Below are 13,395 nucleotides of genomic sequence, written 5' to 3' on the forward strand. Positions count from 1 at the left end.
CCCCGGACACCGGGGAACGGGGGCTTCCGCCGTGCTGCGCTTCGGCGGTGCGGCGTGTCTCAGTGAGCGCCCATGGTCGTACCTGGCCTCGGCCGCCGTCGGCGAACCCCCTACCGCCGAACCTCTGTCATAGGGGGCGACTAGGATTTCGCACCTGTTGTGAGGGAAAGCCTTGGCCCCGGCGCAAGCGCCCTCCCTCCTCTTGTTACCGCCGTCCCGGAGGTGCCCGGTGCCCGCTGTCCCCAAGCCGACGGCTCCCACCCCGCGGAGGCGCTGGTTCCAGCCGCAGCAGTCCGCGTTCGGCTGGGAGCAGGCCGGGCTGGACCATCTCCGTGAGCTGATGCCGAAGACCGAGCCCTACCGGGCATGGGCCACGTTCCAGTTCACAGCGGCGTCCGGCCGGATCAACGAGTGCGACGTGCTGATCGCCGTGCCGGGCGGGCTCTACCTGCTGGAGTTGAAGGGCCACCCCGGCAGGGTCGTGAACCACGGCGACACCTGGCAGTTCCACAGCGACCGCGTACGCACCCTGCGCAATCCCCTCCATCTGACCGACCTCAAGGCCAAGGAACTGAAGGGACAACTGGAGCGGGCGGCGCGGGTGCTCGGCCTGTCTCCCCGGGATGTTCCGTTCATCAAGCCTGCGGTCTTCCTCCACGATCCCGGGCTCGTCAGCGGACTGGACGAGTTCCAGCGGACCGCGGTCTACGGTCTCAACGACGGTGCGAGCGGCCTGCCGAAGATCTGGGACGACCTGCTGGGCCGCCCGCCCGAGCGGGAGAGCTGGCGGATCACGCCGGTGATCAGTGAGCGCCTGGAACGGCTGATGCAGAAGATCGGCATCAGCCACTCCACCGCCCATCTGCGTTTCGGGGACGACTGGAAGCTCGAACCCCGTGCCCTCGACGCGGGCCCCGGCTGGGAGGACCGGCTGGCTGTGCGTACCGACGGGCTCGTGCAGGAGAGCGGCCGTGTCCGTATATACCTGGCTGGAGCCGCCGCCTCCGAGGAGCAGCGCGCGAAGGTGGACCGGGCTGCCCGTCGTGAGTACCAGGTGCTGCAGGGCATCAACCACCGCGGCATCGTGCAGGCGGCACAGATCCGTGAGCACCAGGGCGGTCCGGCGATCCTGTTCCGGCACCGCGAGTCGGATCTCCGGCTGGACGCCTACCTCGACGCGTACGGCGGCCACCTCGCCCCCGGTCGACGCATCGATCTGGTGCGACAGCTCGCCGAGGCGGTGCGCTACGCGCACAACCGCTCTCTGTACCACCGCGCGCTGTCCGCGCGATCGGTCTACGTCTCGGCGCGCGAGGACGGCAGTGAGCCCGTCCTCAGGATCGCCGACTGGCAGACGGCGGCCCGCGACTTCGAGACGACCCTGCACAGGTCGCTCGGTGACACCCCGCTGGACGGGGGGCTGATCGCGGACACGGCACAGGTGTATCTCGCCCCGGAGACCGACCAGGAGTTCGCCGACCCGGTCGACCTGGACGTCTTTGGTCTCGGCTCGCTCACCTATCTCCTGCTCACCGGCCGTCCGCCGGCGGATCGTCGCAGCGCCCTTCTGGAACGGCTGCAGAGTGACACCGGGCTGCATCCCTACGCGGTCTCCGACTCCGTCTCGGCGGCTCTCGACACGCTCGTCTTCCGTGCCACGGCCGCGGACGTACGGGACCGGCTCGCGTCGGTGGACGAGTTCTTGGAGCTGCTGGCCTCGGCCGAGGCGGACGCGGCCGCCCCTCAGTCGACCGGCGGGCGCGTCGCCGATCCCCTCAGCGTGCAGCCCGGCCAGTCGCTGGACGACACCTGGACGGTAATCCGGGTGCTCGGCACGGGCGCCACGGCTCGCGCGCTGCTGGTCCGGCAGACCGACGCAGGGGACGAGGAGGTACCCGTCCGTGTCTTCAAGGTCGCCCTGGACCAGGAGAAGGACGCCCGCCTGCTCGCGGAGGCGAAGGCGCTGAAGGAGGTGGGCGGCGGACGCATCGTCAAGCTGCTCGCCGAACCGCGCGAGCTCGCGCACCATACGGTCCTGGAGATCGAGTACGCGGGTGGTTTCCGCGCGGAGGACGACCGTGAGCCGGTGAGCCTCGGTTCCCGGCTGCGCGACCAGGGCCCGCTGGGATACGACCAGTTGGAGAGGTTCGGCAACGACCTGTTCGAGGCGCTGGACACCTTGGCGGCACGCGGGGTGCGGCACCGGGACATCAAGCCGGACAACCTGGGCCTGTTCAAGCGCAACGACGGCTCCTGGCAGCTGATGCTGTTCGACTTCTCGCTGGCCGACGCTCCTGACCAGGATGTGCACGCGGGCACCCGCGGGTACCTCGACCCCTTCCTCGGCGGTGCCGGCCGTTCGCGCTACGACGACCACGCGGAGTGGTACGCCGCCGCCGTCACCCTGCACGAGATGGCCTCCGGTGAGAGGCCCGTGTGGGGTGACGGTCAGGGCGACCCGCGGATGGTGGCCGACGCGGCCCTGCACGTGTCGGCCGAGCTGTTCCCGCAGGCTCTCAGCGAGGGTCTGAAGGAATTCTTCGAGCGGGCGCTGCACCGAAACGTCGAGCAGCGCCACGACACTCTGGGGCAGTTGCAGGAAGCGTGGCGGCAGGTCTTCCGCAAGGCCGACGCGGCCCGGCCCGCGACCACGCCCGCCACTGTCGGGACGAGCACGGACGACCTGGAGGACATCCGTGAGCAGGCCGCCGAGGCGGCCCGTCTGAAGACTCCGCTCGCGGCGGCCGGTCTGTCGCCGAGGGCGGTGTCGGTCGCGGAGGGCCTGAAGGCCCACACCGTCGAGCAGTTGCTGGACATTCCGCCGCACCACATCTCCCGGGCCCGCGGTGCGGGCAACGCGATCCGCAAGGAGCTGAACCGCCGGCACCGTCAGTGGACGCAGGCGCTGCGTCGCCGGTCGGCGGTGAAGAAGCCGGTGGCTCTGGAGCCGGACGCTCCGGAGGAGGTGCTGGAGTCGATCGACACGCTGGCCGCGCGCCTCACCCCACCCGAGGGCAAGCGCCGTACCCGGCCCCGGTCCGACGTGGTCCGTGCGACGTTGCAGCTCCCCGGTGTGCTGGAGGCCGGCGAGGCGCTGGAACCGTGGCCGGCCCAGAGCGTGATCGCGAAGGCGCTGGGCATGAGCCAGCCGACCGTTTCCGGAAACCAGCGGGCCGCGGTCGAGGAGTGGGCGCGGCTGCCGTGGCTCGGACGGATCCGTGACGAGCTGGTGGCGATCCTGACCGACCGGGACCGGGTGTCCACGGTCGAGGAACTGGCCTCGGAGCTACGGGCCCGGCACGGCGCGGGCGCCGGCGACCCGGTGGAGGCACAGGCCAGGGCCTTGGCCGTGGTGCGTGCCGCGGTCGAGGTGGAAATCCGTAAGCGGGACGACGAGCGTTCCGATGCCGAGTCCGTCGACACGGCCGAGGCGCCGGCCCGGTTCGCCGTGCAGCGGCGTGGTGGCCGGGTCGTCATCGCACTGGAGGACCAGCCGGGCACGGACGATCCGACGCCCGCCGAACTCGCCGACTACGCGGCGGCGCTGGGCGAACAGGCTGCCGATCTGGCCGGTCGCGAACCGTTGCCCGGCCGTGCCACCGTGCTCCGCGAACTGCGTACGGTGCCCGCGCCCGAGGGCATGACGCCGCTCGCGGACACCCGGCTGGTGGAACTGGCCGCGTCGATGGCGGGTGGCGTGGCGTTCTCCCCGCGGTTGGAGCTGTTCCCCCTCGCCCTCAGTCTGGCCCGCGCCCTGCGCATCTCACAGGCGCCGGCGGGAGTGCGTCCCGACACCGGCATCACCACCGCGGACCTGCTCGCCCGGGTCCGGGCACGGTTCCCCGGACTGGCCGTGCTGGACGAGACGACCTATGTGGAGCTGGCCGAAGCCCTCGCGGAGTCCGGCTTCCCCCTGGTCCACGACCAGCAGCGACGCCGCTTCTTCCCCCGGGCCGACGAGGGCACGAGCAGCCGTCTGGGCCTGTCCTCCTCCATGCTGACCAGCACCGGCTCCCTCTACGCCGCCGCCCAGGGGCGTATCGCCGAGGGCAAGGACCCGCGCGAGGTGCTGTCCGCACGGCTCACGGAGGCTCGCCGCCGAGGCGGCTTCCTGGCCCTGACCCTGAAGGGGGCCGAGCTGCCGGGTGTCGCCCAGGCGCTGGCGGAGCGGTACGACACCACCGCCGTGCCACTGAATGCCCTGTTCCTGGACGCGCTGAAAAGCCTGTCCGAGGAGCAGTCGGTGCGTTGGGAGGCCCTGCTGAAGGCGGACGCCAAGTTCGCGGCGACCGGCACGCTGGGCGCGGCGCTCGCCTCGTACACACGGCTGGCGGCCGAGCGGGTGCGGCGGCAACTGGTCGATCTGGCCGAGGCTTCCGGTCCACGATCCGTCCTGCTGGTCCACGAAGCCGGTCTGGTCGCCCGGTACTGGGAGGCGGGCGGCCGTGAACTGCTGGCCACCGTGCAGCAGTCGGCACGGCGTCCCGCCGACACTCCGCACGGCCTGTGGATGCTGCTGCCGGTCGAGGACCCGCGCGCCACCCCCACCCTGGACGGACGCACGGTGGAGGTGGTGGACCGGGCCACGGAGTGGGAGGTGCTGGACGGACTTTTCCTGAAGGACCTGCGGTCCAGCAAAGTGTGACGATACGCATCCGGGAGACTTGTTTCTGCCATCCGATTACCCTGAATCGCTCGTCAGCCTCTTCGGGCAACCCGGCCCGAGCAACAACCTCTCCGAACACAGAAGTGTCCAAAACCCAGGCTCTGACAGCCGAGACGTCGGGCCGATACCTGATCGGCTATAGCGGAAAGTCCTCAACCATTGCGAAAGCGAAGGCGAGACGTCGGTCCAGCCACCCCACCTTGATAGAGATATCGAGGCTGCTGTCGAACTGCGAGATCCCCTTGGACTCCATAACCAACTGACCTTCGGCTTTCCACTCAAGTTTACGACCCTTCGCAGCCGGAGGGTTGGGGTCGGCCGTCGCCTCCAAGAGGAAAGTAAAGGTCGACTCAAGACCACGCATCGCCAGCTCTTTGGGGCTGTTGTTCGCAAAGGACCATTGGCTTAGGCCCGCGATCTCGGGACGGTCCGGCTGGTCTATGCGCCAACTATGATGAGCGAACTTGTTCGAGGCGGCAATCCGACGGAGCACACCGATCGCCTGACCCGCACCATCCCGGACAGTACGGTGCACCTCCTTGCCGACATTCACGGGATCGTCAAGTGCGCAGAGAACCCGATGGGCCGTCTCATCTTCGTACAGAACCGGATCAGACACTGGATTTGATGGCGAGTCGGTTCGGAAATAGGCGCAGGGAGCATAGGTACTGGCATCCTTCGTCTTTCGGGGTACCCGTACCGCAAGCCGCCCGAGCTGGGGCTTCTTCCCGTGGACGACTGAACGCTCGGTCCTACCGATGGTGAAACGGCGGACGTCCCTCCAATCGACAGCCGGCACAGGGGGACCCAACTCCTGCACCTTACGCTTGCCGAACATAGCTGACGACTCCTCCCGTTGCTTTTCAATGCAGCGATCCGAGCCTAGCGGGGCCACAGCGACAGCGTCACGGGGCCGACATCTGCGGCTCAAGTGTCCGATCCGACTCAATCACTCTGCGCAGCAAGGCAGATGGCAACACGGACCGTCACCGGCAACACTCCCGGGACGCCTCGTCACGCCTCGACGGACGCCGCGCCGTCACGTGCACTCGAAGCGACATGCCTGAAGCTCGACGGCTTGAACAGTTAAGAAACTGAGGGCATTTGTGGGATCATGCACCACAACGCCCCAACAGGCTGCACATACCGCCGGAGGAACCTTGGCGCTTCGCTACAAGAAACTGGAGTGAAGATCTCCCGTGCCTTCCTATGACAGCTCCCGGATGCGATTCAGGCTGGCGAACCGCCACACAGCGGTTTTCGGACATCTTCTGAACGGCGAGAATCCGCCCGACGAATTATGGCCCTCACTCGGCGAACTCGCGCAGATCGGACTCGTCGGCGAGGAGGGCGAACTGGCACCGATCCTCAGGGACATCCTCAGCGCCCTCGCTGCTCCGCTGGTCTTGGTGACCGTGGAGGTAACGGGCGAGCATGGGACGGTCAACCATGGAGTCGTCGTGGGCCAGGACGCGGTGATCGCGCATGAGGGCTGGCCCGGAGATGAAGAGTCTGTGTACACACCCATCGCCCCGCACAGTCTGGTCTGGGAGTTGGCGCGTATGGTCAATCTGCAGGCCGACGACGACTCACACTCCGAGGTCTCCCGCATCGAGACGACCATGGGCGCCTTCGACTCGGCGCTATCCGTGCTGAATCAGGGGGCCGGCGACGAGACTGCGGCCAGGGGGCTTGTGCGCGAGGCGCTGGCAGGGGCCGGGGCCCCCGAGGAGCCAGAGCTGAGCGAGTTCATCGAGCTGATCATGGCGCTCAACGCCACATGGCGTATCTCCACCGCCTGGGACGGCAAGCACGAGGGCGAGCGGGCCGCAATGATCCGGGCTCTGGCGGTATGGGACTGCGGTCCGCGCGGCTACTGGGTAAGGGAAAAGCCCGAAGAGCCCATCCTGGAGGGGCAGGTCGGGCCTGAGAGCAAGTTGCTCCTGGTGCGCAGAAGGAACGGCGAAATCTGGGAGAAAATCACGAACCTTCTCCCGGACAAGGCGGACCTGATCGACATCGAGGAAACTGCGTTCACCGCGTGAGAATTTTGCGGAACAGGGGAGCCACGCACAGATAACACTTCGACGGCTCCCCGCTCCAATCTTCCACCAGGTTTCAGAACCAGTTCTTGGGATTGAGCTCATGGCCGACTTTTTTGGCCGTGCCGACGGGATCATTCACAGCTTCCTCAGCCGCGTCACCGACTGCATCCACCGCCTTACCCGCGCCCTCTTTTATGCCGTCCCAGTGTTGAACGACCTTGGCGCCCACGTAGACGGAACCGAACACGACGGTGGCTCCGATGGTGATAGGCGTAGGAGCGACAGTGGCCGCCGTCAACGAGGCGTTGAACCCGGCTTCGGCGACGTCCGCGACATAAGAAGCGCCTTTCTCACGGGTGGAGAAGTTCCCTTTGTCCCACGGCCATCCGTCGTGGTAAACCGTGTTGGCGCTGATGACGGTGGAGGCGACACCGCTTACGATACCCACACCACGGAAGGCACCAGCCACTTTTCCGGTGGCAGCCAAACCCCTGACCACGGCCGCACCCCGGCCAAGCGCTTCGACGGTGCGCGCATCGGTGTACGCATTGCCTGCGACCCTGAGGAGGTTGGCGCTGGCGGCCCTGGCCGCGATGCCCGCGTGTGTAGTCCCTCCGAATTTCTCCGCAAGCTCGTTGTTCCCGCCAATGAATCGAACGATCGCGTTCGGGCCAAAGTCCATGAACCTCACGCCGGACAACCCGGTCCATGCCCTGGAACTAGCCCAAGTCTGTAGCGCGGACATTCCGGGAAAGCTTCCCAACCGCTGGAATCCCTGGCTTCGGTAGATGAATCCGGCAAGTTTCGTGGGAAGCCAGGAGCCTGGAGCGTTCAGCGATCTCGGCACCGGATACCAATCTCTGACAAACCTGCCGTAGCGCACCAGATTTCTATTGCCGCTCCTTCTCAGCAGCGTGTACACACCGTTCTGGAGGGGTTGCGTCCAGCCGCCCGCACGCCATGCCTCTCGAATCCGATTTCCGACCAGAATTCTCGTCAGTGTTGTCGCGATGAGAGTGGTCTGTGCGGCTGTCTCGGTGAATCCTGTGTATTCTCGGCAGGCCCCGACGATCGCCTCGACAGTCTTATTGTGCGGCTCAAGGCCGAGAATCGTCGTGAAGGCGGTCGCTTCAAGACGCTCGATCCACGCGTCAATCGATTCGTCATCGCCTCGGCGTAACGACTCGGCGGCCGGGTCGTCACTGGCGGCGACAGAGTTGGCCAGCAGCAGCTGGTCCGGATCGAGTCCCTGCCCCTTGTGCTTTCGAATTTCCTCGGCGCTGAAGCCGGCCCAGTAGAGACCCGCTTCCGAGTCACCGTTCTCCAGTCGTGCGTACGCCGCACGTTTGCGAAGATCGGGCGCCGCATCTGTCGCCCAGGCCCGTAAAGGTTTGAGCGCCGTCAACTTACTGGAGACACCGAGCCTGGAGGCTCTTGTGAAGGCTTCATCGAGCTTGTCCTGGATACCTCCCCTCCCGTCCAGGAGCTTGGCGAGCTGCTCAAGATCGTCTGGGTTGACAGTCCTCACGTTCTGCCTCCTTTAAGCTCCTGACGATACTGATCACGGAGGCGACGCTCACAGACGTCGTATCGTGTTCACGCTCGCCTTCGGCCGAGTTCGACTGTGCCGTCCGGGGCCGATCAGTGGTTGACGGCCTGAATCTCCTGGACGGTGACGTCCTGGTCACCGCCGAAGGCGCCGTCAGGCAGGGTGCCGCCGGTACCGCCGGAGCCGGTCCAGGTGATTTTCCAAGTGATGGTGGCCTGGAGCTTGAAAGCGTTGCTGCCGGAGGCCCGGAGGTATCTGATACCACAGGGAGGGATCTCGTCGGCCTTGCCCTTGGCGTATGGTTCGCCGATCGATCCGTCGCCATTGATCGCACATTCACCGGAAGACGGATAGGTCTCCGCGTCTGTGGTCCCGGGCTGCAGCTTCAGGGAGACGGGTGTCGCGGTGGTTGTGGCCCGGATGTTCAGGCCTGGTCCGTCGAGTGAGGCGGTAACGGATACCGGCTTGAACTCTCCCTTGTCCAGCCAGACCCAAGTGGGGAGATTCACCTTGGTCGCACCGGAAGGCGCGAGGGTGACTTCGGTTCCGGGAACCTTGATCTGCTCGTAGGCAAGGCCTGCCAGGATTTCCGGCGTAATGGCGTTCTTGACGTCGGGCGTTTCCCCGTTATCGACCCAGAACGGCAGTTGAGAATTACACGCGGTTCGCTCGAGGATGGGTGCATTGGGGTTCTCGACCGGCCCCCACCACATTCCCTTTCCTTGCTTGTCGAGGTTGTAGTTCTTGTACTCGCCGTCCTTGTAGGTCTGACGGTACTCGTACTGGCCTTTCCTTGCATGAGGAGGCTGATTGGGATCGTTCGAAACCTTCTCGTATGTGGCTTCCGTCTGCTGTGCAAACTCCTTGGCCGACCACAGGGGCGCTAACCAGCAGGCGGGTGGCGCCCAGGAACTGCCTGCCACCGCGACGGGACCGGCGGACGGGCCAGAGCCGTTGCGTGACGTGTCGTAAGAGATCGCCGCTGCTTTGGCATATAGATTCTTGCCCTCAAGGCCGGTGTCGGTCTCCGTCGTGCCCTTGTCGATGGGGCCACCGGCGAGAGCTACTTGGGCCGGACCGAGGAGCAGTGCGGCCGTCACCGCGGCAACGCCGAGCCATCTGTGCTTCACGCCTTGCACTGCGTGGCCTCCTTCTGCACTTCGATGGCCTCGGCGATCCACAGCCCCTTGGTCTCTTTGGACGCCGTCATGACGATTTCGAAGAAGTAGTAATCCTTGTCGCTCGGCTTGGTTTTGAGGATCTTCTTGGACTTGACCTCCTTTCCGTAGAACCTTGAGTCGTCGTCACAGAAGGAAACAGATGCGCGAGTGCCGTCGCTAGTCATGTCAACCTTGCCACGCGTGTACCGCTGGACTCCGGTGACCGTCCAGCCGCCGACGACGTATTGCCTGATCTGCTTCTCGGCGTATGCCTGGGCATTTCCGTTCGGAGTGGAATAGAACTTGTAGGCCGCATCCTCGGCGTCCTGGCGGACGATTCCATAGTTCATGGCCCGTACGAAATTCTCGGCGTCCCCAAGTGCGGCAGCATCGCGGGTATCGGAGGGCTCGACGCGATCGAAGATCATTTCGAAGTCCGAAGGAAAGGTCATCCTCGGACGGTCGATGGCGCCTGCGGTTTCCGAAGCGCTCGGCGATGCTGCCTTCGTGGCATCGGTGTCAGCTCCTGCGATCTCTCGATCGTCAGTGGACCTGTCGCCCCCACCGCCACAGGCCGTCAGCAGCAGGGTTGCTGTCGCGACAAGCGCGGCAGCAAGCGGCAAAGAGCGGCGCTTCACAGTGAACTCCCCGTGAGACAGATGTGCAGTCAAGGCAGCCGACGGTAGCGGGGAGGTTACCGGTTTCGCCAGCGCGAAGTTCGCCTGGCTCAGGAGCAAATTCGGACACACGGCTTACGTAGCCCCAGACGGCACCCTGAACCGCGAAGTCGACGAAGTGGGCCAGCCGGTACGGGACTGCCCAGTCGCCGTGTTCCCTGGCGGTGTTGGTCGTCTTGCGGGTCTGCATGGCAGATCGCATCTCTGCTTTCTCATGCTCCGGCAGGATGGATCGGGATCAGAGGACCTCGGTCGACCGCCGCACGTCGGTCTCACCGAGATAGGCGTCCACTCCGGCCGCCGCCAATGGGGAGAGGGTGCTCGGGTCGGGGCCGCTGTGCAGGCGCAGCAGTACGTGGTCGTCGTCGACCAGACAGTCGGTGTACGGCAGGGTGCGGGACAGGAGTTGGGCGAAGTCGTCGCAGGCGGCCCTGACGTCGACGCTGTGCAGACCGATCCAGACGTGCAGTGTGCCGTCCTGGACGGTCAGTTCGACGTCGACCGGGGTCCCGGCCGCGTCGGCGACCTCGCCGCACCACCTCAGGGTCTCGTGCAGCGCACCGAGCTGTACCCGCAGGGGTTCGAAGGATTCCCGGCGCATGAGATCGCTGACCGTGACGCCGGTATCGGGCGCCTGGTCGCGCCACCAGTCCTGGACGATGTCGCGGACGGTCTTCTCCCACGGCCCGGTGTGCACGGCGCGCAGTACCGCGTCGGCCGCGTGCCGCCGGACCACGCTCGCGCCGTCGGTGCCCTGGGCGGCGGCCATCCGGTGAAGGAGGGAGCGGGGGCCGCGGCGCGTGTCGTCGAGGACCTGTCGGTACAGCGCGCCCAGGGCTTCGGGCACGGGCGCGCCGTCCGGGCCGAGCAGGGTGCCGACCCGCTCGGCCCAGGCCAGGAACGCTTCCGTGTCGCCCGTGGCAAGGAGGTCGGCGCCGAGGTCGCCGCGGGCGAGGATGCGGGTGCGCTGCCGTTCGGTCGGGGTGCCGAGTCCGTCGAGCTGTGCGCGGAAGAGTCCGGTCAGGAGGTCGCGGCGGTGGAGGGTAAGGGTGTCGAAGACGTCGGCGGAGGCGGGGGCGGCGAGGATGTCGAGGATCTCCTGGGCGGTCGTCTGCTTGGCCTCCGGCTTCCCGCTGTGGCCGTCAGGCCTGCCGGTCCACCGGTGAACCCGGCCATTGTTCTCACGCAGGACGGCAGTGGCGGTGTACGTCTTGTCGTGATCTGGACCCGAAGTCTGGTACACGGAGTCGTACGTCATGCCGTACATGGCAGTCAGCGCGTTGAGAACGGTCACCGGGTCATGCCCGTGGTCGAGCGCGGTGAGCCATTCGTCCAGCACTACGGGCCGGCGCCGCAGGAGTTCCGGGCCGCGGGTGCGCCAGGCTGCGGCAACCACGGCCTGGGCCGCGTCAGAAATCGCCGCACGCCCTTCCCCGCGCTCCCCGTGACCGGTCAGCAGCCCGTCGCTGACGGCCAGCACGCCGCCGAGCCGGGCGGTGGCCTCCTCGGACGACGTGAGGAGACGGGTGTCGTCCTCGTCCAGTCGTAGATCGCGGGCGAACGCGGTACGGGCCCTGGTGTGGGCCGCCAAGTGGTCGATGACGAAAGCGCCGTGATGGGCAAGGAGGTCGTTGGCCCGCTGGTGGACGGCGGTGGCCGCGGCCTTGTTCTCGTAGGTCCAGGACGTGTGCGTGAGCGCTTGGGCGAGCAGCCCGTCCGCCCGGTGCCCGAGTTCGAACATGGCCGCCAGGTCGGTGACGGCGTCCCGGTGCCCGAGGTCCGGCAGCCGGTACGGCTGAGGGGGCATGGCCCGGGCCTCGGTCGGCGGGGCCGTCGGGGCGGTGGCCTGCTTCACCACCTGCGGGTACTTGTCCATCAGAGCGCGGGCCGCAGCAACGCGAGCGCCCTTCTTCGAGCGCCCGACGCCGAGCGCGCTCCGTCCGATACCGGTACGGGCGACGACCCGGAAGAGCTTCTCGTGGTCGGGCCCCTCCTCGCCGTCGTCGCCGTAGGTCAGCCCCTCTTTCCCGAAGACCGACTGCGCTTTGGCCACCGGATCGGGCCCCGTCTCCGCCGACGGCCGGTCGAGATCGGCCCAAACGGCTGCAACCAGCCGACGTGCCGTGTCGTGTGCGCCGGTCAGGCTCAGCACGCCGAGGATCTGGCGGGCGACACTCTCGGCCACGGACGCGGCCGGCTTCTGTGCCTCACCCGTTCCCATACGCGGCAGACAGCCATCGGTGGCCCACTTGCCCAGCGCCAGCTCCGCAGCTCGGCGGCGCCGGGTGTGGTCGACCGACTGTTCGCCGGACTTCCGCGGGCGGGCCCACCGCGCGTAGGCGTCGAGGAGGATCACGTCGAGAGTGGTGCCACCGAGCCGGTCCAGCAGGCCGAGGACGTGCGGGGTGACGCGCTCAATATCGCGGCTCTCGTGGAGGTGGCTGCGGTGCTCGGCTGCCAGCCCGAGCCATGCGGTCGCCTCCGGGGTGGTCTCCCACTCGCCGGCGGTCTGCCGTACGGCGGCGACCACCTCGACGCCGGATTCGGCGACCAATTCCGTGGGCGGAGCGACCAACGGCGGATACGTGATGTCACGGGAGGCGAGCTGCCGGTGGGGGCGGGGACCACGGTGTGCAGGTTCGACGGACGGCCGGTGGTCGTCCCTGCCCCTGACCTCACGGACGGGGGCGGGCTTACGACGGGACGACGGCTCCGGCCGACGACGGTCCGGGGCGTGGCTGAAGGTCGCCTGCCGCGGGAACGCATTCCGCTCGTGCGCCTTCTTCGGCGCGACGGCTCCCCGGTCGAGGGCGAAGCGCAGGTCGGCGACGAGCCAGCCGGGCAGCCCTCGCGGGGGTTGACCGCCGTTGAAGAACGCACCGGCCAAGTCGACGCAGTACTGCCAGTGGTCCCACTCGTAGCGGTTCGCATAGTCCTGGGCGAGCCTGCGCAGGGCCGCGCGCATGCGCTCGTACGGAACCTGTCGGCTGCCGAGCGTGTACGACGTGCGCTTGCGGGCCGCATCGATCGCGAGGGCGATGCGGTGCACGGGCGTGGGTGGTGCGGTCTCCCGCAGCGACACGATGCCGACCCAGTGATTCATGGCCCTCCCCCGGCAGGGGTGGCGCGGCCCGGCACGCGGCGGGGTGGCGCGGCATGAGCACGCTCCCCCGGTGACGTACGGGCGCCCCCTCCCCGACCTGCTGTTCCCCTCCTCCCGCCGCGCTCCTCGTCTCCGGTGATCACGGCGGAACTCCCTGATCAGGTTAGGTCGCCGCCCGTTCCCTGGACAGGGGTT

Annotated in this window: 7 protein-coding genes; 2 read left to right on the forward strand and 5 right to left on the reverse strand. The window is 67.3% G+C overall.

Going from position 1 to position 13,395, the window contains the following annotated elements; all coding sequences use genetic code 11:
* Window positions 1-229 precede the first annotated feature (229 nt).
* Window positions 230-4,645 carry a BREX system serine/threonine kinase PglW gene (pglW, locus tag ACWC24_RS11720; protein ID WP_450662651.1) on the forward strand — a complete coding sequence of 1,472 codons (4,416 nt, stop codon included), beginning with the start codon at window positions 230-232 and terminating at the stop codon, window positions 4,643-4,645.
* 157 nt (window positions 4,646-4,802) lie between these two features.
* Here the strand turns inward: pglW and ACWC24_RS11725 are convergent, their stop codons facing one another.
* Window positions 4,803-5,504, reverse strand: coding sequence for a hypothetical protein (locus tag ACWC24_RS11725; protein WP_450662652.1), 702 nt, complete (start codon window positions 5,502-5,504; stop codon window positions 4,803-4,805).
* Window positions 5,505-5,865: 361 nt separating this feature from the next.
* Between ACWC24_RS11725 and ACWC24_RS11730 the strand changes: the two genes are divergently transcribed.
* The gene (locus ACWC24_RS11730) at window positions 5,866-6,711 is read left to right on the forward strand and encodes a hypothetical protein (protein WP_450662653.1); all 846 of its coding nucleotides are present in this window, start codon (window positions 5,866-5,868) and stop codon (window positions 6,709-6,711) included.
* 73 nt (window positions 6,712-6,784) lie between these two features.
* On the opposite strand, the gene ACWC24_RS11735 is transcribed toward ACWC24_RS11730, so the two are convergent.
* The 4 genes from ACWC24_RS11735 to ACWC24_RS11750 all read right to left on the reverse strand — a co-directional run bounded on the left by ACWC24_RS11735 (window position 6,785) and on the right by ACWC24_RS11750 (window position 13,200).
* Window positions 6,785-8,239, reverse strand: a complete 1,455-nt coding sequence (locus ACWC24_RS11735; RefSeq protein ID WP_450662654.1) for a PE-PGRS family protein — start codon at window positions 8,237-8,239, stop codon at window positions 6,785-6,787.
* A 113-nt stretch (window positions 8,240-8,352) separates the two neighbouring features.
* Window positions 8,353-9,399, reverse strand: coding sequence for a hypothetical protein (locus tag ACWC24_RS11740; RefSeq protein WP_450662655.1), 1,047 nt, complete (start codon window positions 9,397-9,399; stop codon window positions 8,353-8,355).
* A complete protein-coding gene (locus tag ACWC24_RS11745) occupies window positions 9,387-10,058 on the reverse strand; it encodes a hypothetical protein (RefSeq protein WP_450662656.1) in 672 nt (223 codons plus the stop codon). The genes ACWC24_RS11740 and ACWC24_RS11745 overlap by 13 nt, the downstream gene beginning before the upstream one ends.
* A 277-nt stretch (window positions 10,059-10,335) precedes the next feature.
* Window positions 10,336-13,200, reverse strand: a complete 2,865-nt coding sequence (locus tag ACWC24_RS11750; protein WP_450662657.1) for a putative dsRNA-binding protein — start codon at window positions 13,198-13,200, stop codon at window positions 10,336-10,338.
* Window positions 13,201-13,395: the final 195 nt, after the last annotated feature.

The sequence above is a fragment of the Streptomyces sp. NPDC001443 genome, from assembly GCF_053597355.1.